Annotated in this window: 22 protein-coding genes, 2 tRNA genes and 1 pseudogene; 12 read left to right on the forward strand and 13 right to left on the reverse strand. The window is 63.3% G+C overall.

Annotation, left to right across the window (positions count from 1 at the left end; all coding sequences use genetic code 11):
- Positions 1-135 precede the first annotated feature (135 nt).
- Genes EU803_RS09310 through EU803_RS09320 form a run of 3 tightly spaced genes read left to right on the forward strand, consistent with a single transcriptional unit; the run spans position 136 to position 1,925 of the window.
- Positions 136-972 (forward strand): VacJ family lipoprotein, encoded by an 837-nt coding sequence (locus EU803_RS09310; RefSeq protein WP_242494327.1) that lies wholly within the window; start codon positions 136-138, stop codon positions 970-972.
- A complete protein-coding gene (locus EU803_RS09315) occupies positions 969-1,559 on the forward strand; it encodes an ABC transporter substrate-binding protein (protein ID WP_129682087.1) in 591 nt (196 codons plus the stop codon). The genes EU803_RS09310 and EU803_RS09315 overlap by 4 nt, the downstream gene beginning before the upstream one ends.
- The gene (locus EU803_RS09320; protein WP_129682089.1) at positions 1,560-1,925 is read left to right on the forward strand and encodes a hypothetical protein; all 366 of its coding nucleotides are present in this window, start codon (positions 1,560-1,562) and stop codon (positions 1,923-1,925) included.
- Positions 1,926-1,929: 4 nt separating this feature from the next.
- On the opposite strand, the gene EU803_RS09325 is transcribed toward EU803_RS09320, so the two are convergent.
- From EU803_RS09325 to dapF, 5 genes and pseudogenes are all read right to left on the reverse strand, one after another.
- The gene (locus EU803_RS09325; protein ID WP_129682091.1) at positions 1,930-2,532 is read right to left on the reverse strand and encodes a glutathione S-transferase family protein; all 603 of its coding nucleotides are present in this window, start codon (positions 2,530-2,532) and stop codon (positions 1,930-1,932) included.
- The gene (locus EU803_RS09330) at positions 2,529-3,176 is read right to left on the reverse strand and encodes an FMN-binding negative transcriptional regulator (protein ID WP_129682093.1); all 648 of its coding nucleotides are present in this window, start codon (positions 3,174-3,176) and stop codon (positions 2,529-2,531) included. Before EU803_RS09330 ends, EU803_RS09325 begins: the two co-directional genes overlap by 4 nt.
- A gap of 34 nt (positions 3,177-3,210) precedes the next feature.
- Positions 3,211-3,846 (reverse strand): annotated as a pseudogene (locus EU803_RS09335) (glutathione S-transferase).
- On the reverse strand, positions 3,843-5,096 hold the full coding sequence (mtaB, locus tag EU803_RS09340; protein ID WP_129682095.1) for a tRNA (N(6)-L-threonylcarbamoyladenosine(37)-C(2))-methylthiotransferase MtaB: 1,254 nt from the start codon (positions 5,094-5,096) through the stop codon (positions 3,843-3,845). The pseudogene EU803_RS09335 and the gene mtaB overlap by 4 nt, the downstream one beginning before the upstream one ends.
- Positions 5,097-5,912, reverse strand: coding sequence for a diaminopimelate epimerase (gene dapF / locus EU803_RS09345; protein WP_129682097.1), 816 nt, complete (start codon positions 5,910-5,912; stop codon positions 5,097-5,099).
- A gap of 96 nt (positions 5,913-6,008) precedes the next feature.
- Here dapF and EU803_RS09350 point away from each other — a divergent pair.
- Positions 6,009-6,084 (forward strand) — tRNA-Lys (locus EU803_RS09350).
- Between the two features lie 94 nt (positions 6,085-6,178).
- On the opposite strand, the gene EU803_RS09355 is transcribed toward EU803_RS09350, so the two are convergent.
- From EU803_RS09355 to EU803_RS09370, 4 genes are all read right to left on the reverse strand, one after another.
- Positions 6,179-6,254: transfer RNA gene (locus EU803_RS09355), tRNA-Thr, on the reverse strand.
- Positions 6,255-6,326: 72 nt separating this feature from the next.
- Positions 6,327-7,778 (reverse strand): tetratricopeptide repeat protein, encoded by a 1,452-nt coding sequence (locus tag EU803_RS09360; RefSeq protein ID WP_129682099.1) that lies wholly within the window; start codon positions 7,776-7,778, stop codon positions 6,327-6,329.
- Positions 7,779-7,785: 7 nt separating this feature from the next.
- Positions 7,786-8,991: a hypothetical protein gene (locus EU803_RS09365; RefSeq protein WP_129682101.1), complete on the reverse strand. Its 1,206-nt coding sequence runs from the start codon at positions 8,989-8,991 to the stop codon at positions 7,786-7,788.
- Between the two features lie 69 nt (positions 8,992-9,060).
- Positions 9,061-9,759: a uroporphyrinogen-III synthase gene (locus EU803_RS09370; RefSeq protein ID WP_165352808.1), complete on the reverse strand. Its 699-nt coding sequence runs from the start codon at positions 9,757-9,759 to the stop codon at positions 9,061-9,063.
- Positions 9,760-9,832: 73 nt separating this feature from the next.
- On the opposite strand from EU803_RS09370, the gene tsaD reads away from it, so the two are divergent.
- The 6 genes from tsaD to EU803_RS09400 are packed head-to-tail and all read left to right on the forward strand — an operon-like array spanning position 9,833 to position 14,327.
- Entirely contained in the window at positions 9,833-10,915 is a 1,083-nt protein-coding gene (tsaD, locus tag EU803_RS09375) for a tRNA (adenosine(37)-N6)-threonylcarbamoyltransferase complex transferase subunit TsaD (RefSeq protein WP_129682105.1), read from the forward strand.
- Positions 10,912-11,874, forward strand: a complete 963-nt coding sequence (locus tag EU803_RS09380; protein ID WP_129682107.1) for an NAD(P)H-dependent glycerol-3-phosphate dehydrogenase — start codon at positions 10,912-10,914, stop codon at positions 11,872-11,874. Before tsaD ends, EU803_RS09380 begins: the two co-directional genes overlap by 4 nt.
- Before the next feature lie 2 nt (positions 11,875-11,876).
- On the forward strand, positions 11,877-12,149 hold the full coding sequence (locus EU803_RS09385) for a YciI family protein (RefSeq protein ID WP_129682109.1): 273 nt from the start codon (positions 11,877-11,879) through the stop codon (positions 12,147-12,149).
- The gene (locus tag EU803_RS09390; RefSeq protein ID WP_129682746.1) at positions 12,149-12,568 is read left to right on the forward strand and encodes an EVE domain-containing protein; all 420 of its coding nucleotides are present in this window, start codon (positions 12,149-12,151) and stop codon (positions 12,566-12,568) included. The genes EU803_RS09385 and EU803_RS09390 overlap by 1 nt, the downstream gene beginning before the upstream one ends.
- A gap of 42 nt (positions 12,569-12,610) precedes the next feature.
- Entirely contained in the window at positions 12,611-13,003 is a 393-nt protein-coding gene (locus EU803_RS09395; RefSeq protein ID WP_129682111.1) for a DUF1761 domain-containing protein, read from the forward strand.
- A 10-nt stretch (positions 13,004-13,013) separates the two neighbouring features.
- A complete protein-coding gene (locus tag EU803_RS09400; RefSeq protein ID WP_129682113.1) occupies positions 13,014-14,327 on the forward strand; it encodes an FAD-dependent oxidoreductase in 1,314 nt (437 codons plus the stop codon).
- 227 nt (positions 14,328-14,554) lie between these two features.
- On the opposite strand, the gene EU803_RS09405 is transcribed toward EU803_RS09400, so the two are convergent.
- The 3 genes from EU803_RS09405 to ahcY all read right to left on the reverse strand — a co-directional run bounded on the left by EU803_RS09405 (position 14,555) and on the right by ahcY (position 17,168).
- Positions 14,555-14,896, reverse strand: a complete 342-nt coding sequence (locus EU803_RS09405; RefSeq protein ID WP_129682115.1) for a DUF2853 family protein — start codon at positions 14,894-14,896, stop codon at positions 14,555-14,557.
- 143 nt (positions 14,897-15,039) lie between these two features.
- Positions 15,040-15,684 carry an extensin family protein gene (locus EU803_RS09410; protein WP_242494328.1) on the reverse strand — a complete coding sequence of 215 codons (645 nt, stop codon included), beginning with the start codon at positions 15,682-15,684 and terminating at the stop codon, positions 15,040-15,042.
- A gap of 95 nt (positions 15,685-15,779) precedes the next feature.
- A complete protein-coding gene (gene ahcY / locus EU803_RS09415) occupies positions 15,780-17,168 on the reverse strand; it encodes an adenosylhomocysteinase (RefSeq protein ID WP_129682119.1) in 1,389 nt (462 codons plus the stop codon).
- A 109-nt stretch (positions 17,169-17,277) separates the two neighbouring features.
- Here ahcY and EU803_RS09420 point away from each other — a divergent pair, with 109 nt between their 5' ends.
- The gene (locus tag EU803_RS09420; RefSeq protein WP_129682121.1) at positions 17,278-17,868 is read left to right on the forward strand and encodes an HD family hydrolase; all 591 of its coding nucleotides are present in this window, start codon (positions 17,278-17,280) and stop codon (positions 17,866-17,868) included.
- A complete protein-coding gene (locus EU803_RS09425) occupies positions 17,868-18,344 on the forward strand; it encodes a GNAT family N-acetyltransferase (RefSeq protein WP_129682124.1) in 477 nt (158 codons plus the stop codon). Before EU803_RS09420 ends, EU803_RS09425 begins: the two co-directional genes overlap by 1 nt.
- On the opposite strand, the gene EU803_RS09430 is transcribed toward EU803_RS09425, so the two are convergent.
- The gene (locus EU803_RS09430) at positions 18,341-18,892 is read right to left on the reverse strand and encodes an ActR/PrrA/RegA family redox response regulator transcription factor (RefSeq protein ID WP_129682126.1); all 552 of its coding nucleotides are present in this window, start codon (positions 18,890-18,892) and stop codon (positions 18,341-18,343) included. The two genes, EU803_RS09425 and EU803_RS09430, sit on opposite strands and share 4 nt — an antisense overlap.
- Positions 18,893-18,950: the final 58 nt, after the last annotated feature.

Genomic DNA, 18,950 nt, shown 5'->3' on the forward strand with positions numbered 1-18,950 from the left:
GACTAGTCCTGCCACGCCGGTCTCAATAAATTGTTTCCATTCGGCCACGTTCAGGGATTGCTGTCACGCTGCCCTGTTCATCCCGTCGAAACCGATTATGTGAAACAGTCTAAGGTCAGGTCCGAGAGAATTCCATTGCCCGTAACAGCGAAACCGATTTTCCGATTTGCCGTTGCCTTCATGTTCATGGGGGCTGTTTCGGCCTGTTCCGTCGGACCCGACGCGCGCAGCATTCATGACCCCTATGAAACGGCCAACCGCGGGACCCATGATTTCAACCGGTCGCTTGACCAGAACCTGCTGCGGCCGGTGTCCGGCGTGACCGCCGCGCTTCCCCCGGAACTGACCGACAGGGTCGTGTCCTTTTCGGACAACCTGTCGCTGCCGGGGATGGTGGTGAACGGGCTGCTTCAGGGCGATATTGGCGGGGCGGCGACCAACACGATGCGGTTCCTGATCAATTCCACCGTCGGGGTCGGCGGGCTGTTCGACCCGGCGGGCGGAATCGGCCTACACGAGGAAAGCACCGATTTCGGGGAAACCTTGCATGTCTGGGGCGTTCCGGAAGGCGCCTATCAGGAACTTCCGTTCTTTGGCCCCTCGACCGAACGAGATACCGCCGGGCTGGTCGTGGATGTCCTTCTGGATCCCCTTGGCTGGATCGACCAACCGGATATCGCGGCGGTGGCGGATTACTCGCTTGGCGCAAAGGTCGTCGAACAGGTGATCGACCGGGGCCGGTTCTCGGACACTGTCGATTCCATTCTTTACGACAGCGCCGACAGCTATGCGCAGGCGCGGCTCTTGTATCTTGAAAACCGTCGCTACGAACTGGGGATGGAACCGCCCGTCGATCCAAACGCAGAGGACGATTGTGGCGATCTGGACCCGATGATCGACCCCTTCGCCGATCCTTTCGTGGCAGCCCCTGCCGATTGTCCCGCATCCGACACCATGGAGATGGCCCAATGACCCTTCTCAATCGCCGTAACATGATGATCGCCGCAGCTGCGGCCGCGGTCCTTCCCGCCCCCGTCTTTGCCGTGGGCCTGACCGAGGCAGAGCGGCTGGTCGACAGGCTGGTCGCCGATATCAACGCCGTGATCGCCTCTGGGCGGTCTGAAGCGGCGATGATCCAGGATTTCGAAGGTATTTTCGCCCGTTATTCGGACGTGGAATACATCGCCGGAACCGCGCTCGGCCGCGATGCCCGCACGGCGACCCCGGCGCAGCGCTCGGCTTTTGTTGCCGCCTTCCAGAAATACATCTCGAACCGCTACGGCAAGCGGTTCCGCGAATTTATCGGGGGCGAGATCACCGTGGTTCAGGCCCGGCAGGTCAACAACTTCATCGAGGTTGAAACCGTCGCCAACCTGCGCGGGCAGGCCCCGTTCCGCGTCGATTTCTGGGTCTCCGACAGGCTTGGGCGGCCGGCGTTCTTCAATATCATCATTGAGGGGGTCAACATGCTCAACCAGGAACGGTCCGAGATTGGCGCGATGCTGGACCAGCGGCGCGGAAACCTTGACGCCTTGATTGCGGACCTGCAACGTATCTGAATGCGGATACGACGCCAGTTCACCTGTCTTCTGGTCTCGGCCCTCGTCCCGGGCCTTGCCCATGCCACGCCTTACGATGGCGTCTATCGGCAGGTGGCCAATGCGGATTGCGCCCTGATCGGGGTCGACGGCGGGTCGATCGAGATTCGCGACGGGTTGTTTCACGGGGTCGAAACCCAGTGCCGGATGGCCAATCCCGTGAACGTCGTCGATATGGATGCCACGCTTTATGACATGGAATGCGCGGGCGAAGGCGCCCAATGGACCGAACGGGCCATGGTGATGCACAGCGCCGACCGCCAAGGAATCATCATGGTCTGGAACGGCTATGCCTTCCGCTATGACCGCTGCGAAATCCCGGAATAGCCCGCTATTCCACCGGAACCGTCGCCGTCATGGATGGGCGCGCCGACAGTTTCACCAGCCATGCCGCCAGCCTTGGCCGACCATTGCGCCAGTTCCGCGCATCATGCCGGAAATCGAGGTATTCCAGCGCGCAGGCCAGCGCGACCTGTCCCATGTCCAAAGACGCGTCCAGCTGCCCTGCCTCGGCCTCCAGATGATCGAGGGTACGGTCGATCCGCGCCCATTGCGCCTCGACCCAAGGGGGGAACCGGGCAGCCTCGGGGCGCAGCTTGACCTCATAGGTCATCAGAACCGCCGCTTCGATCATCGCATCGGCCATCGATTCCAGCGTCAGAACCTGCCACAGCCGGTCCGCCGGGTAGAAGCCCCCCGCGAAATGATCGTCGAAGAACCGGGTGATGACGCGGCTGTCATGCAGCGCCGACCCATCATCGAGAAGAAGCGCCGGGATCTTGCCGATCGGGTTGGCCGAAACCGCCGCATCCGCCTGCGCCAGCGGGCTGGTCTTCACCCCAACCTCCTCGACCGTTGCATCCTGCCCCAGTTCCCGCAATAGGACGCGCACCTTGCGCACGAAAGGAGAGGTGGAAGAAACGACAAGTTTCATTGGTCTGATCCTTTGGTTCTATCATCATCAAGCGCGGCCATCATCAGATCTGCCAGCGCGTCGGTTTCCTGCCCAAGCCGCGCCGCCCTGATGCCCGCGGCGGCCCCGACCCGGGCCGCGTCGGACTTGTTCTGGTTCAGCTTCCACGTGCCATCGACGGTGTCGATCTCCATCCGCGCGGGCACGATCATCCGCATCATCCGCGACAGAACATCGGGCGTCATCTTGTCCATGGTCCAGGGCGTCTTTGGCAAAAGCCGCGCCTCGAACTGGGCGGAAAGCTCTGCGAGGACGGTGCCAAGGTCATCCTGCGGCAGCCCGATCAACCGCCCCCGCAGATGAACCGCCGTATAGTTCCATGTGGGCACCTGATCGTCCAAACCGTACCAGTCGGGCGAGACATAGGAATCCGGCCCGCTGACCGCGATGACCGCTGCGCGCGGGTCGGCCAGTCCGCGGGCAATCGGGTTGGACCGGACCAGATGCAAGGTCAGACTTTTGCCATCGGGGGCGAGGGTGAAGGGGACATGGGCCGCGAGCGGTCCATCGGGTCCGTTGACGGCCAGCACACCGAAGGCCCGCTCGGCCGCAAAGGCAAGGTTCTGAACTTCGGTCTTCGTGTGGTAAATCGGGTTCGGGTGCATCGCGGATTCCTGGGCGGTTGCCGAACCTTATCGCCTAGACTTCGGGAAACGCCACCGGTTTGTCACCCGGTTTCCATGCCGGGTATTTCCGCATGATCGCAGCGAACCTCTCGGAGGTTTTGAACCGGTCCAGCCATCCGGCAACAGCGGTCCAGCCCTGTGCCTCGAACCACGGCAGGTCGACATGGGCAAACTGGCGCACGAAGGGAAGAATAGCGAGGTCGGCAAGGCTGGGGCGCGCCCCGAACAGCCAGCTTTGCCCAACCAGCCTGTCCTCCAGATTGCGCAGGAACAGAGCCGCTTTTTCCTGCTCGGCGCCAATATCCACATCCTCGAACCGCACGGCTTATTTGTAACGGTCAAGCGCCGTCTTGAACGGCCCGTCAGCCTCGGCAATCAGGTCGAAACCGGCCTCGGGCATGGTCAACAGCCCCTCCGGGTCCGAATAGCGCAGCGCCCACAGCATGATGTCCAGGCTCTCGTCGATCACCTCTTGGCCCCTGTCCAGACAGGGCACCGTCCCGCTGGGCGAGGTGGCCAGAAACGCCACCGGTTTGTCGCGTAAAACAATCTCGCGCAGGTCCACGGAGACGCCCGCGCTGGCAATCGCCAGACGGGCCCGCATGGCATAGGGGCACCGGCGAAACGACCAAAGGATCGGGGTGGTCATGCGACCAGCTGCTGGTCCGCCACGCCCGTGATCCGGGCCGTGACAATCTGGCTTTCCGGCTGATCGCTGGCAAAGGTCACTTCGGTGAACTGCTCTGTCCGCCCCATACGGGGGTTTTCCATCAGGATGTGATGGGTCTTGCCGACCTGCGCCGCCAGATGCGCCGCCACGCGCGTCTCGCCCGCCGCACGCAACCGCGCCGCGCGGTCCTTGATCGCGCGCCCATTGACCTGCGGCATCCGCGCCGCTGGCGTTCCCGGCCGGGCGGAATAGGGGAAGACATGCAGCCAGGTCAGGTCGCACTCCTCGACCAGCCGCAGCGAGTTTTCGAACATCGCCTCTGTCTCGGTCGGGAAACCCGCGATGATATCGGCGCCAAAGGTCATGTCCGGGCGCAGCACCTTTGCCTCTGCGCAGAACCGGATGGCATCGTCGCGCAGGTGACGCCGCTTCATCCGCTTGAGGATCATGTCGTCACCCGCCTGAAGCGACAGGTGCAGATGCGGCATCAGGCGCGGCTCGGTCGCGATGGCCTGCATCAGGTTTTCATCCACCTCGATCGAATCGATGGAACTGATCCGAAGACGCGGAAGGTCCGGCACCAGCTTCAGGATGCGCATGACCAGATCGCCCAGCTTTGGCTGCGCGGGAAGATCCGCGCCCCAACTGGTCAGGTCCACGCCGGTCAGAACGACCTCGTTGTAACCACGGTCCACCAGCCGCTTGATCTGGTCCACCACAACGCCCGCCGGGACCGACCGGGAATTACCCCGGCCATAGGGGATGATGCAAAAGGTGCAGCGATGGTCACAGCCATTCTGGACCTGCACATAGGCGCGGCTGCGGGTGCCAAATCCGTCGATCAGATGGCCGGCGGTTTCGGTGACCGACATGATGTCATCCACCGCGACCTTTTCCGTGTCCCCGATCAGGTTCGGAACCATCCCGGCCCATGTTTCCGGCTGCATCTTCTCGGTATTGCCGATGACACGGGTCACCTCGGGCATGGCGGCAAAGGTCTCCGGCTCTACCTGCGCGGCGCAGCCCGTAACGATCAGGGGCGCATCCGGGTTCTCACGGCGCAGCTTGCGGATTTCCTGCTTCGCCTTGCGGACCGCTTCGGCGGTCACGGCACAGGTGTTGACCACGACGGCGTCAGACAGGCCCGCGCGCGCGGCAAGGTCCTTCATCGCCTCCGTCTCATAGGCGTTCAGACGGCAGCCAAGGGTCGTGAACTTTGGCGCGGGCATCTAGAGGATCCATTCCCCGTCGAAGACATGCGCGGTCGGGCCGGTCATCCAGACCCCATCCGGCGCAATCCGGATCCGGATATCACCGCCATCCAGCCGGATCGTCACATCACCGCCCACCAGCCCGCGGCGGTGCGCAGCAACCGCTGTCGCGCAGGACGACGAGCCGGAGGCCAGCGTGATCCCGGCCCCCCGTTCCCAGACCCGCATCCGCAGTTCATTAGGCCCGGTCAGCGTGGCGAATTGCACATTGGTCCGTTCGGGAAACAGCGAATGATGTTCGATTGTCGGGCCAACGGTGGCAAGGTCCACCGCCTCGGCATCCTCGACGAAAAAGGTGCAATGCGGGTTGCCCATCGACGTGGCGGTGGGTCCGCCCTCGATCGGCAGCTCCAGCGTGTCCATCGCTTCGGCCAGCGGGATCAGGTCCCAACGGGTCCGGGCGTGGCCCATGTTCACCGACGTCAGGCCGTCACCCACGTCGCGCGCCGGCAACAGACCATGTGCGGTGCGGATGACCGCCTCCGCCTTGCCGGTTTCGTCAAAAAGGTGGCGCGCGATGCAGCGGGTTGCGTTGCCGCACGCCGCCGAAGTGGACCCGTCGGAATTGTAGAAAGTCAGGTGAACATCGGCCGTATCCGCCTCGGTCATAACGACGAACTGGTCAAAGCCCACCCCCCGATGCCGGTCTGCGATGGCCGCGACAAGTGCCGGCGTCACGCGCGGGGGCTGCCCCCGTTCGTCCACGACCACAAAGTCGTTGCCAAGCCCATGCATCTTCATGAAGGGAAGGCGGAATTTCTGTTCCGTCACCATAGGCGGGCGTATAGCGGAGCCCCGGAAAGATTTCCAGAGATTGGTGCATTTCCGGGGTTGACCGCAGGGGTAGGGCTTTCTAAGTAGCGCGCCAGTGGGCCGTTAGCTCAGTTGGTAGAGCAACTGACTTTTAATCAGTGGGTCGCAGGTTCGAATCCTGCACGGCTCACCACTACCTCGACAGACACGGAAAACAGGCGCCGCAAGGCGCTTTTTTCTTTTCTGCCTTCGGGCAGCGTTGAATGCTGATGGGATTTGGCGAGGAATGGTGCCGCTGAAGGGACTCGAACCCCCGACCCCATCATTACGAATGACGTGCTCTACCAGCTGAGCTACAGCGGCATTCCTCTTTTACTGGACGTCAGGAACATCCAACGCGCGGCTCTTAGCACCCCTGTGGGGAGTGGAAAAGGCCTATTTTTCCGCTTCCGGTTCCGGGTCGATGACTTCGATCTCGGGTGTATCGACCGGGTCCTCCGCCGTTTGCCCGGCCGGTTCGACCAGAAGCGGCAGGCGTTCGGCAGCGCTGGCGACGGGCGCCGCGTCTTCGGGTGGCCGTTTCCACGACAACGTGTCGAAGGCCTGGCAGTTTCCGCAGACCGGGGTCCAGGCAGCGTGGATGCTGTGGCATTTGTCGCACACCCACTGCGGGCCGCGCGGGGCAGACAGGGCCCGGGTCAGCCAGCCGCGAACCGCCGCCTCGGACGCGCCGCTGCCCTTTTCGATGGCCGCCATCAGGGCCAGAACCCGGGCGTTCGGGTCTGTTTCAACAAGATCGCCCAGCGCCCGGCGTGCCTCGGGGAAATCCTCGGCCGCGATATGCAGTTCAGCCAGCAACATCCGGGTTTCCGAATGCTCGGGATGCAGCTTGGTCAGGGCGCGGAACCGCTTGATTCTTGCCGCGATATCCTCGTCCGGTTCAACCTCGGCAAAGGCGGCGGCAAGGTCGGGGTGGGGCTGCGCCTTCCACGCCTTGGTCAGGATTTTCGCGGCACTGCGCTTGTCCCCTTTCTCCAGATGGGCACGGGCAGCCATCGCTGCCGCCGGGACCAGATCGGGGGATTGCCGGTTGGCGGCAATCGCGGCCTCCTGCGCCTCGACCGTTGCGCCTTCTTCCAGAATCGCCTTTGCCTCGGACAGGGCAAGGACCGCATCGCGCCGCTTGTGAACGTCCCGGGGCAGCGATCCATGGCGCAGCTTGGCCCCAAGGGTCGTGCGGGCCCCGGACCAATCCCCCTTGTCCGCCTGAAGCCGCAACAGGATGTCTTGTGTCTCCTCATGCTTGGGCTTGAGGGCAAAAGCCTTTTGCGCCAGCTTCATCGCGGTATCGGTATCTCCGTCCGCGAGCTTCTGTTTCATGATGCCGCGCACCCCGACAAAGCGGGTCTTGTCGTCCTGCAGCAGCTTCTTATAGGTCTCTTCCGCCTTTTTCCGGTCCCCGGCCAGTTCAGCGGCCTGCGCCGTCAGCAGGTTGGTCAACTCCGGCCGCTCAAGATAGCGTTCCGCCTTCGTCGCCTTGGCCAGCGCAAGGTGCCCCTCGCCGGACGCCAGCGCCATCATCCCTTCGGACAGTGCCTCGAATCCCTTTCGTTCCCGGTTGCGGCTGAAATAGCGGGATAGGGCGGTTTCATCCCCGTTCAGGAACCGGAACACGGCCCCCATAATCCCAAGGACTTTCAGCCCGGCCCAAACGAGGATGATCAGGCCAAGACCCGCCGTCGCCATCTCGAGCGCGTTCAGCGTGATCTCGTATCCGGCCACAGTAATCTTTGCCTGACCGGAGGCCTCCAGAAGCTGGACAGCCCCGTAGGTCAGGGCCGTGACCAGCACGACGAAGGCGAGAATCTTTATCAGGGACCACAACATGAATTCATCAATCCTGGCTAAGGGTCAGGGCTTCGAGGGCCGAAACGACATCTGCGCGGGCGGTCGCCATGCCCGTCCATTCCGAAAGCTCCGCACGGGCAACCTCGGGCAGCGCGGCCACCTCGGCCAAGGCATCGGTCAGGCGGCCACCGCGCAAGGCGGCCTCTGCCCGGGACAGGATCGCATCGGCGCTTTCACCGTCACGGGGTTCGACAGAGCGGACGTTGAACTGTTCCCGCAGGAACGATCCAATCCCGCCTTCGTCCTCACCCGCAACGCCTTCGGCCCGCGCAACCGACAGTGCCTGACGCGCCGCGTCCGGGAATGCCGCCTGAAGATCGTCCAGCGTTGGCACCCCGTCGGGGGCAGCGCGCGTCAGGGCAGGCGGGATGTCGCCTATTGCCGCACGCAGGTCAGGCAGGGCGCTGTCGAAGGGTGCACCACTTTCCACCGCCGCGCGAATCTGGGCCAACGCGGCGCGGGCCGCAGCGGCATTGGCAGCGCCTGCGGCGGTCTGTTCAATCTGTTCGGCCTGTTCGCGGGTTTCTTCCAGCTGGGCCGCTGCATCGGCGACAAGCGCCTGCATCCGCTGCTCCTGCGCCGCGATCTCGTCCCGCAGGGCGGCGATATCAGCCTCGTAGGCGGCCAGCGCCGTGGGCGACAGGGTGCCATCGGCATTGGGCTGCCGTTCCAGTTCCGTCACCTGCGCACGCAGGGCATCCAGCTCTGACCGGACCTCGGCCACCCGCGCCGCCGCACCCGCTTCGACACCCGCCAACGCCCCGTCGATATCAAGGTTTGCCTGCGCTTCCGCCAGCGCGGCAAGGCCCGCGTCAAGGCTGTCGATGCGGGCGGCCTGCTGGGCGATCGTCGCCTCTAGCCGCTGTTCCACTGGCCCGAACTGGAAATAGGCGAGCCCGTAGCCAAGCCCGGCGCCGACAAGAATCGATATCGCCATCGGCAGGACAAGGGATGGACGGGCGTCTTGCCGCTCTGCTGTCGGCTCTGGGTCAACCGGTGTCGTGTCTTCGATCGACGGTTCGGCGTCCGCTTCAGGTTGCGGTTCGTCGTGCTGCGCCACCTCGTCTTCAGGTTCCGGCAGGATCTCTGGCTCTGGCACCGCACTTTCCGCTGCTTCAGCCTCGATGGTCACACCCTCGTCCGAGCCCTTCGGTTGCGCTGCGTCCTGCCCCTTTGTTCCTCGCTTCGCCACCTGCAACCCCTTTCCTGATGCTCCGTCAGCCTAGACCGCCCCCGTGGCAGCCTCAAGCGGCACCCACAGTCAATTCACCGCGTCCAACCGGCGACACGTCGCCGCAATCATCGCGGGTCCGTCCGGCCGGTCGGCAACCATAACCGTATCCGCGCCAAGATCCGCCACCTCTGCCGCGACCGCGCGGCTCATCGCCACGATGTGCAGCGGTGCACGAATATCGACGGCTTCAACGAATATGGAGGCAGAGCGCGGAGAAAACAGGGGAAGGACGACAGGATCATTCCCCGCAAGCAGTTTTTGGGCCGCACCGGTCAACGGCAACGGCTCTTGCCGGTAGGCGATCACCTCCTGCGCCTCAAGGCCCATCGACCGAAGCCGTGAAACGACGGCCCCCCGCGCGTGTTCGCCCCTAAGGTGCAGCAGGCGGCCCCCGGGCCGTTCCTTCGCCAACAGCGCAAGCAGCGTCTCGGCGTCACCGCCTGCCGAAATGGCGTCATATCCCGCGGCGCGGGCGGTCTGGGCTGTTTGGTCGCCGACGCAATAGCACCGGGTTCCGGCGGGGACCCCAAGGGCCATCGCCGCACTCACCCCATGTTCCGAGGTCACAACCAGCGCATCGCAGGCGGGCACAGACAGGCCGGGGACCGGGACGATCCGCATCACGGGCGAAAGGACCGCCCGAACGCCCGGCCCCATCTCGGCCTCGACGGCCGACAGGAACCTTCGGGCCGCCGCCTCTGGCCGCGTGATCAGAAGTGTCGCCATCGCCCCTCGCAACCATTGTTTGCGCAACGCCCGAGTGTTACCTGCGAAGGCGACAGACGCAACCGGAACCCCGATGACCGACCCGCTGACCATTCTTGGCATCGAATCAAGCTGCGACGACACCGCCGCCGCTGTGGTGCGCGGTCGGACGGTGCTGTCTTCGGTGGTGTTTGGCCAAACGGATCTGCACGCCGACTTTGGCGGGGTCGTGCCCGAAATCGCGGCGCGCGCCCATGCCGAAAAGATCGACCTGGCTGTCGAACAGGCGCTTGCCGGGGCCGATCTGACCCTGGCCGAGGTGGACGCCATCGCCGTGACCGCCGGTCCGGGGCTGATCGGCGGGGTGCTGTCCGGCGTGATGTGCGCAAAGGGGCTTGCCGCGGCCACTGACAAACCGCTGATCGGGGTCAACCACCTTGCCGGGCATGCGCTGACGCCGCGACTGACGGACGACCTGCCGTTTCCCTATCTGATGCTGCTGGTGTCGGGGGGTCACTGCCAGTTCCTGATCGTGGAGGGGCCGGACAGCTTCCGCCGGATCGGCGGCACCATCGACGACGCCCCCGGAGAGGCGTTTGACAAGACCGCCCGACTGATCGGCCTGCCGCAACCCGGTGGGCCGAATGTGGAGCGGGCCGCGCAGTCTGGCGATGCCGGGCGGTTCACTCTGCCCCGTCCCCTGCTGGACCGTCCCGGCTGCGACATGTCTTTTTCCGGGCTGAAGACCGCGATGCTGCGGGCGCGGGATTCAATCGTCGCGGAAAAGGGCGGGATCACCGCACAGGATCAGGCAGACCTTGCCGCAGGGTTTCAACAGGCCGTTGTTGACATCCTGACGGAAAAGACCCGCCGCGCGCTGGCGCTTTATCTGGAGGACGGGCCCGCCAACCGGGGCTTTGCGGTGGCGGGCGGGGTTGCCGCGAACGGGGCAATCCGGGCGCAACTACAGCAGCTTTGCGCCAATACAGACACTATTTTTGCCGCGCCACCCCTATCCCTTTGCACCGATAACGCGGCGATGATCGCCTATGCGGGCGGCGCGTTGCATGGCATGGGCCAGGTGGACGATCTGACACTATCCGCCCGTCCCCGCTGGCCGTTGGACCAATCCGCCCCGGCGCTTCTTGGGTCAGGCAAAAAGGGGGCCAAGGCATGAAAATCGGCATCGCGGGCGCGGGGGCCTTTGGTACGGCGCTGGCCATCACAATCGGGCTGGACGGGCGGCAGGTCATGCTTTGGGCGCGCGATCCGAAGGCCGTTCAATCCATGCGCGACACACGGCAAAGCCCGCGCCTGCCCGACGTGCCGCTTCCCGACGACGTGCGGCCCACCGACAGCCTCGACCAGCTTGCAGAATGCGACGTGATCCTGCTTGCCATGCCGGCGCAGGCGATCCGGGGGTTTCTTGCCGATCACGCAACAGGGTTTGCGGGTAAGCGGCTGGTCGCCTGCTGCAAGGGGATCGACATCGAAACGATGCGCGGACCAAGCCAGAGCATCGAAGACCTTGTTCCCGACGCTATCGTCGCCACCCTGACGGGGCCCAGCTTTGCCGCCGATATCGCGCGCGGCCTGCCCACGGCGCTGACGCTGGCCTGCAAGGACGAAACCGAAGGCGCCTACCTCCAGTCTGCCCTTTCGACCGCGACGCTGCGGCTTTACCGGACGACCGACGTGACCGGCTCTGAACTTGGCGGGGCACTCAAGAACGTGATGGCCATTGCCTGCGGCGCCTGCATCGGCGCGGGGCTTGGGGAAAGCGCCCGCGCCGCGCTTTTGACCCGCGGCTTTGCCGAAATGCAGCGGCTGGCCCTGTCGAACGGGGCGCGGCCGGAAACGTTGATGGGTCTGTCTGGGCTTGGCGATCTGGCGCTGACCTGCACGTCTGACCTGTCGCGCAATTACCAGTTCGGCCTGTCGATCGGGCGCGGCGAAGAGTTTGACCCCGCCGTGACCGTCGAAGGGGCAAAAACCGCAATAGCAGTCACTAAATTGGCCAAACGCGATGGTCTGGAATTGCCCATCAGCTTTGTCGTGGCCGATCTTGTGGCACGAAACATCACCGTGGAAGAGGCGCTGCGGCGGCTTCTGTCCCGGCCATTGAAGGAGGAATAGAAATGCGTGTTGCAATCATGACGACGGATAAGGACGGGGCGCTTCAGACCCGTCTCGACAACCGGGCAGCCCACCTTGCCTATATCGAAGAGACCCGCGTTGTCGAAATGGCGGGGCCGTTCCTGAACGACGCGGGCACCATGTGCGGGTCCCTGATCGTGCTGGAGGTCGCCGACCTTGCAGCCGCCCACGACTGGGCCGCCAATGATCCCTATGCCAAGGCCGGGCTGTTTTCTGACGTCCGGATTCAGGAATGGAAGAAGGTGATCGGCTGATGGCCAAGTGGCTGTTCAAGTCCGAACCAGATGTCTTCGGCTGGTCTGACCTTGTCGCCCGGGGCGACAAGGGCGAGCAGTGGGACGGTGTCCGCAATTATCAGGCCCGCAACAATATGCGGGCGATGACCGTCGGCGACCTTGGGTTCTTCTATCACTCCCGGACCGGGCTGGAGATCGTCGGCGTTGTCGAGGTGATTGCCCCGGCCCATCCCGACAGCACAACCGACGACCCGCGCTGGGAATGCGTCGATGTGCGCGCCCTTCGCCCCTTCGCCAAGCCGGTGACGATGCAGGCAATCAAGTCTGATCCCCGGCTGTCCGAGATGGTTCTTGTCAAGAACTCCCGCCTGTCGGTTCAGCCGGTCACGGATGAAGAATGGCGGATGATCTGTGAAATGGGCGAGACAGCGGCCTGATCCATGTCCTAGACTTCCGAAAACAGGAATTTGGAGGGACAAATGGAACTGGTGAATGTGTTGGTCGCCGCGGCGGCATCTTGGGTCTTCGGGGCAATCTGGTACATGGCGCTGGCAAAGCCGTGGGTGGAAGCGGCCGGCATCGAATACGATGAAAACGGCCGCCCCAAAGGCGGCAGCCCGACGCCCTTCATCCTCTCGGCAATTTGCATGATCGTCGTGGCCGGCATGATGCGCCACATCTTCGGCATGGCAGGGATCGAGACGGTGGGCAAAGGGTTGATCTCGGGTCTCGGGATCGGGCTGTTCTTCATTGCCCCCTGGACCATGATCAACAATGCCTACGGGATGCGGCCCTTCAAACTGACCCTGATCGACGGCGGCTATTCCACCTTTGGCTGCGCGATCATCGGCGCTGTCCTGACACTGTTCTAACGGACGACACATGAGGCAGCTGAAAACCGATGTCGTCGTCATTGGCGGCGGCACGGCGGGGTTTGGCGCGGCGCTGTCTGCCGCCCGCAAAGGCCTGAGCGTCCATCTTCTGGAAGGCACCAGCAAGATCGGCGGCGTCATGGCCTTTTGCCCCGGTATGCCTTGGGGCGCGGCATATCCGAGCGGGGTCATCATCGGGGGCATCATGGAGGAATTGGCCGAGCGGCTGTTCGCCATGACCCCACCCGCCGCTGAGATGAGGCCTTGCGCACTCGAAAACTTTGGTCCGGAAATCCAGTACGACCATGACATCGCCACCCTGACGATGTTCGAGATGCTCGAGGAGGCCGGGGTTGCGGTCCACCTGAACACCTTCGCCCTGTCCCCGATCATGGACGACAAGCGGATCGCCGGGATCGAAGCCTGTGATCGCAACGGACCTATGGAAATCGACTGCCGCTTCGTGATCGACTGCTCGGGCGACGCCGATATTTCGGCAAAGGCTGGCGTGCCCTATTCGCTCGGGGATGAAACCGGGGCGATGATGGGTGTGACCCTGTCGTTTTTCATGGCGAATGCGGATTGGGACAGGGTCTTTGCAGATCCCGACCCTTATTTCAGGCGCTATGCCGCCAAGGGGATTGCCGAAGGGCGGCTGCACCCGGACCTAGCGCAGCTCTATCTCATGCGGGGATTTCACCGCGATACCGTCTTCTGCAACTCAGTCGTGATCCGCAACGTGGATGGCACCAGTCCCGCCGAGGTCAGCCGGGCAACCCAGGAAGGACGGCGGCGGGCGCATCAATTGGCGACCTTCCTGCGCAGTGACGTGCCGGGGTTTGAAGATGCCTATCTGACAAACCTCGGGCCCACGGTCGGCGTGCGCGAAACCCGCAAACTTGAAGGGATGTACCGGGTGACCGGGGCGGACCTTGCCGCTTCGACCAAATTCGACGACGGGATCGTTTGCTGTGACAACCCGATTGACGATGTGATGCGCAGCTCGAACGCGATGACCCATGATGCCATCGTCGAACAGGGGGCCTACTACCGGATTCCGCTCCGGTCGCTAGTCCCCCGGGACATCCAGAACCTGATGTTTGCCGGTCGGATCATTTCCGCCGATGCAACCGCCTTCGCGTCGGTTCGGGGGATGCCCCAATGCATGGGCATGGGACAGGCTGCCGGAACTGCGGCCGCCATCGCGATGGCTGCGGGCACCTCCATCCAGAACGTCGATCCGGCAACGGTCGTTGCCGACCTGCAGGCACAGGGGGTTCGTGGTTTGGGCAACGAATTCCTCGCCCAAGCAGATTGTCTGTAAAAATAAAAAAGGGGTCCGACCACCACAACCGGACCCCTTCTCACCCCGCGTGCTCCCTACGCACCACACGCGTTCTGAATATCTAGGTCCGGGCCATCCTGGCCGTGGTTCAGTGCTAACCCAGAGCCGAACGATTCCGCAAATGAATTGCCGGAAGGATTTTAGTCAACTCGACATGCAAACGCCCGCCGGGAACCGACGGGCGCAGGTCCAGATCTACGGCAAGCTCAGCGATACAGGGCTTCTTTGCCGAAATGCTTCACCAGCATGTAGTAGACCACGGCGCGATACTTGTTCCGTTCGGACATGCCGTAGGTTTCCAGCACCGATTTGATCGCCGCCATAAGGTCCGGGCTGTCGGACAGGCCCAGTTTCTTCATCAGGAAATTCTTCTTGACGGTTTCCAGCTCGCTCGGCTGCGAGGCGGCGACGGTCGAGGCGTCCGCGTCATAGATCGAAGGGCCACAGCCGATGGTCACCTTGGTCAGCAGGTCCATGTCCGGCGCCATGCCGCATTTGTTCTTCAGGTCGTCCGCGTATTTCGCGATCAGGTCGTCTCTCTTGCCCATAAGCAATCCCCACTCTTTGCATGGGCCAAAGGCCCGTTCACCAATACCGGGTTGACCGGCTGGCCTGACCCTAGGACGCGAAACATCCGGCGGTAAAGAACAATCCGGGGGGAATTTTCGGCCCGTTCGCCCCGCTTTCCGTTCTAGCGGCAGGTTCCCCACCCACGGGATTGCAGGTGAAAGTGGTCCGCATGAAGGGCGTTGAAGTCGGGCGACAGCGTTGTTCGAAAGACGTCGCAAGCGCCATCGCGGGCCGCACGCAGAAACGCGGCCTCATCAGCTTGGCCGTTCCAGTGCTCCAGCAGCCGGATGCGTCGCCCGTCAGGAAGATCAAAGCCCGTGATGTCGATCGCCTCTGCCCTAGAATGCGTGCTCATCTGGCGCCCGACACCCGCGCTGGTCCGCATCCGCCTGCAATTGTAGCTGCCAATCTGGCGGATCACTGCGATGTCCTGTCCGAAAACCTGTTGGGCCGCGGGCCGCAGGCTGTGGCGTTCCCACATCGCCATTCGCAGGGCGACCGCGCAGGTGGTTTCGATTGGGTCAATCCGGGCATTGCCCAGCCTCGAAACCAAGACCCGGTTTTCAATTCCACAATCGTCCGAAACCACAAGGGCCGGCATCGGCGTGACCTCCGCCGCCTCGGACAGGGCAGCCAGGCACTGCTCCCGATCCGCTGCAGTTCGCGACAGCTTCCATTCCGTTGTCGGCCCGATCGGGTGCGCGACGCGCAGCGGTACAGTGGGATTCCATTCCGGCGGCAGGGGCGATCTGGGGTGATACAGCAATTGATGGACACCAAGACCAAACGCGATCAGGCAAAGCAAAAACGCCGCCCAGCGCAATGCCGGGCGGCGTAGTTTTCCCTGGTCCGACTGACCCATCAGTAGCGGTAATGCTCGGGCTTGAACGGCCCCTCGACGGTCACGCCGATATAATCGGCCTGTTCCTTCCGCAGCTCGGTCAGTTTCACACCGATCCGGGCAAGGTGAAGGCGGGCCACCTTTTCATCCAGATGCTTGGGCAGGATGTAGACGCCGGGGGCATAATCCTCGCCCTTGGTCCACAGCTCGATCTGCGCCAAGACTTGGTTGGTGAACGAGGCCGACATCACGAAGGACGGATGGCCCGTAGCGTTGCCAAGGTTTAGCAGGCGACCTTCGGACAAAAGGATGATGCGGTTGCCCGAGGGCATCTCGATCATATCCACCTGATCCTTGATGTTGGTCCATTTGTGGTTCCGCAGGCTGGCCACCTGAATTTCGTTGTCGAAGTGACCGATGTTGCCGACGATGGCCATGTCCTTCATCTCGCGCATATGCTCGATCCGGATCACGTCCTTGTTGCCCGTGGTGGTGATGAAGATATCGGCGCTGTCGACCACATCTTCCAGCAGGACAACCTCGAACCCGTCCATCGCGGCCTGAAGCGCACAGATCGGGTCCACCTCGGTCACCTTCACGCGGGCCCCCGCGCCGCGCAGGCTGGCGGCCGATCCCTTGCCCACATCGCCATAGCCACAAACCACCGCGACCTTGCCGGCCATCATCGTGTCCGTGGCGCGGCGGATACCGTCGACAAGGCTTTCCTTGCAGCCATATTTGTTGTCGAACTTCGACTTGGTCACACTGTCGTTCACGTTGATCGCCGGGAAGGGAAGCTGGCCCTTCTTGTGCAGGTCATACAGGCGGTGAACGCCGGTGGTGGTTTCCTCGGACACGCCCTTGATCGCCGCCTTGGTCTTGGCGAACCAGCCGGGGCTTTCCTTCATCCGCTTCTGGATCTGGGCCTTGATCACGGCCTCTTCTTCCGATGCCGGCACGGCAAGCACGTCTTCGCCCGCTTCCATACGTGCGCCCAGAAGAACGTAGAGCGTCGCATCGCCCCCATCATCCAGGATCATGTTCGCGCCCTCGGGGAACATGAACGACTTGTCCAGATAGTCCCAATGCTCTTCCAGCGTCTGGCCCTTCACCGCAAACACCGGGATGCCCGCCTTGGCGATTGCCGCCGCCGCGTGATCCTGCGTCGAGAAGATGTTGCAGGACGCCCAGCGCACATCGGCGCCCAGCGCGACCAGCGTCTCGATCAGAACCGCCGTCTGGATGGTCATGTGCAACGACCCGACGATGCGCGCGCCTTTCAGCGGCTTGCTGTCGCCAAACTCTTCGCGGCAGGCCATCAGGCCCGGCATTTCCGTTTCGGCGATGTTCAGTTCCTTGCGGCCAAACTCGGCCAGCGAGATATCCTTGACGACGTAATCCTCGGCCATTGGCCAAACTCCTTCACTTCGGTTTGGAGGGTCAGATAGCACTGGCATCCCGTCTCGACAACGTCCGCGCCCGGAGCGTAGGTTGGCGGCCCGAAGAATGGGGGCAAAAATGAAACAACCGCGCGCGTGGCAAAGGATGCTGTCGGGTCGCAGGCTGGACCTGCTGGACCCGACCCCGATGGATATCGAGATCGAGGATATCGCCCATGGGCTGGCCTTCGTCGCGCGCTGGAATGGCCAGACGAAGGGCGACTACGCCTATTCGGTGGCCGAGCATTCCCTTCTGGTCGAAGAGATCTATGCCCGCCTTTACCCCGCCGCCCCCGCAAAATGGCGTCTGGCCGCCCTGCTGCACGATGCGCCCGAATATGTGATCGGCGACATGATCAGCCCGGTGAAGGCTGCCGTTGGTCCGGGCTATGGAGAGCTGGACCTTCGCCTGACCGCCGCAATCCACATCCGGTTCGGCCTGCCCGCCCAGATCCCGGTTCAGGTCAAGAAACAGATCAAACGGGCAGACAAGATCAGCGCCTGGCTGGAGGCGACCCAGATTGCCGGGTTTTCGGTCGAAGAATCGAACAGGTTCTTTGGAAAAATAGACCCTGATATGGCCCAATCCCTGCAAATTCGCCTGCGCCCCCCGGTCGAGGTCCGCGCCGATTACACCGCGCGGCACAACGCGCTCTTGCGGCAGCTTTGATGACGATCCTGATCCGACAAGCGGTCGCCGATGACGCCCCGGCGCTGTGCGACATCATCAACCCGCTGATTGCCGCCGGGGGCACCACCGCCCACAAGACGCCCTTCACGCCCGACCGGATGATCCGCCACTACATCGCGCCACCAAGGTCCATTTCCTGCGCCGTTGCCCTGTCGGACGGCGTGCCGCTTGGGTTTCAGGCGCTTGAATGGGCTGACCCGGATTGGACGGGCGAGGGCAAGTTGCCCGATGACTGGGCCGTGATTGCCAGCTTCGTCAGCAAGGACGCGCAGGGGCAGGGCATCGGCGCGGCACTTTTCGACGAAACCCGCCGAATGGCTAGGCAGGTCGGAGTCGCCGCTATCGACGCAACCATCCGGCGCTACAACCGGGCCGGGCTGACCTATTATTCAAGGATGGGATTTATCGACCACGCCGAAGGAACGGAAACCATATCCAAGGCCTATCGGCCCTAGCGCGGGCTGCGCTTGGCCAGAATGCGCTGCAAGGTCCGGCGGTGCATATTCAGCCGCCGGGCAGTCTCGCTGACGTTGCGGTCGCATAATTCATAGACCCGCTGGATATGTTCCCACCGCACGCGGTCCGCGCTCATCGGGTTTTCCGGCGGCGGCGGCAACTCATCGCCGTTGGCCAGCAAGGCATGAATCACATCATTCGCGTCGGCGGGTTTGGACAGGTAATCGGTCGCGCCGATCTTTACCGCGGCAACAGCGGTGGCAATCGCGCCATATCCGGTCAGCACCACGATCCGGGCATCAGGCCGCTTTTCACGCAGGGTTTCCACGACATCGAGCCCGTTGCCGTCCTCAAGCCGCAGATCGACGACCGCATAGGCGGGCGGGCGGGCGGTTGAAATTGCCTTGCCTGCCGCAACAGATCCGGCCGTTTCCACGCTGAACCCCCGCTTTTCCATGGCCCGCGCAAGACGCTTCAGAAACGCCTCGTCGTCATCCACAAGCAGAAGAGACGTGTCTTCGCCCAGATCCAGTTGGTCCGTGTCCATTTCAAGGCCCTTCAGTCTTCGCGCCCACCACAGGTAGCGCCCGGTCGGGTCGAGGTCA

The organism is Loktanella sp. IMCC34160 (assembly GCF_004145845.1).
Classification (GTDB): domain Bacteria; phylum Pseudomonadota; class Alphaproteobacteria; order Rhodobacterales; family Rhodobacteraceae; genus SELP01.

What these genes read in the sequence shown, in the direction of transcription:
- EU803_RS09315 (WP_129682087.1), top strand. Translation starts at nt 969, where the DNA reads ATGACCCTTCTCAATCGCCGTAACATGATGATCGCCGCAGCTGCGGCC.
- EU803_RS09320 (WP_129682089.1), top strand. Translation starts at nt 1,560, where the DNA reads ATGCGGATACGACGCCAGTTCACCTGTCTTCTGGTCTCGGCCCTCGTC.
- EU803_RS09325 (WP_129682091.1), bottom strand. Translation starts at nt 2,532, where the DNA reads ATGAAACTTGTCGTTTCTTCCACCTCTCCTTTCGTGCGCAAGGTGCGC.
- EU803_RS09330 (WP_129682093.1), bottom strand. Translation starts at nt 3,176, where the DNA reads ATGCACCCGAACCCGATTTACCACACGAAGACCGAAGTTCAGAACCTT.
- mtaB (WP_129682095.1), bottom strand. Translation starts at nt 5,096, where the DNA reads ATGCCCGCGCCAAAGTTCACGACCCTTGGCTGCCGTCTGAACGCCTAT.
- dapF (WP_129682097.1), bottom strand. Translation starts at nt 5,912, where the DNA reads ATGGTGACGGAACAGAAATTCCGCCTTCCCTTCATGAAGATGCATGGG.
- EU803_RS09360 (WP_129682099.1), bottom strand. Translation starts at nt 7,778, where the DNA reads ATGTTGTGGTCCCTGATAAAGATTCTCGCCTTCGTCGTGCTGGTCACG.
- EU803_RS09370 (WP_165352808.1), bottom strand. Translation starts at nt 9,759, where the DNA reads ATGGCGACACTTCTGATCACGCGGCCAGAGGCGGCGGCCCGAAGGTTC.
- tsaD (WP_129682105.1), top strand. Translation starts at nt 9,833, where the DNA reads ATGACCGACCCGCTGACCATTCTTGGCATCGAATCAAGCTGCGACGAC.
- EU803_RS09380 (WP_129682107.1), top strand. Translation starts at nt 10,912, where the DNA reads ATGAAAATCGGCATCGCGGGCGCGGGGGCCTTTGGTACGGCGCTGGCC.
- EU803_RS09385 (WP_129682109.1), top strand. Translation starts at nt 11,877, where the DNA reads ATGCGTGTTGCAATCATGACGACGGATAAGGACGGGGCGCTTCAGACC.
- EU803_RS09390 (WP_129682746.1), top strand. Translation starts at nt 12,149, where the DNA reads ATGGCCAAGTGGCTGTTCAAGTCCGAACCAGATGTCTTCGGCTGGTCT.
- EU803_RS09395 (WP_129682111.1), top strand. Translation starts at nt 12,611, where the DNA reads ATGGAACTGGTGAATGTGTTGGTCGCCGCGGCGGCATCTTGGGTCTTC.
- EU803_RS09400 (WP_129682113.1), top strand. Translation starts at nt 13,014, where the DNA reads ATGAGGCAGCTGAAAACCGATGTCGTCGTCATTGGCGGCGGCACGGCG.
- EU803_RS09405 (WP_129682115.1), bottom strand. Translation starts at nt 14,896, where the DNA reads ATGGGCAAGAGAGACGACCTGATCGCGAAATACGCGGACGACCTGAAG.
- ahcY (WP_129682119.1), bottom strand. Translation starts at nt 17,168, where the DNA reads ATGGCCGAGGATTACGTCGTCAAGGATATCTCGCTGGCCGAGTTTGGC.
- EU803_RS09420 (WP_129682121.1), top strand. Translation starts at nt 17,278, where the DNA reads ATGAAACAACCGCGCGCGTGGCAAAGGATGCTGTCGGGTCGCAGGCTG.
- EU803_RS09425 (WP_129682124.1), top strand. Translation starts at nt 17,868, where the DNA reads ATGACGATCCTGATCCGACAAGCGGTCGCCGATGACGCCCCGGCGCTG.
- EU803_RS09430 (WP_129682126.1), bottom strand. Translation starts at nt 18,892, where the DNA reads ATGGACACGGACCAACTGGATCTGGGCGAAGACACGTCTCTTCTGCTT.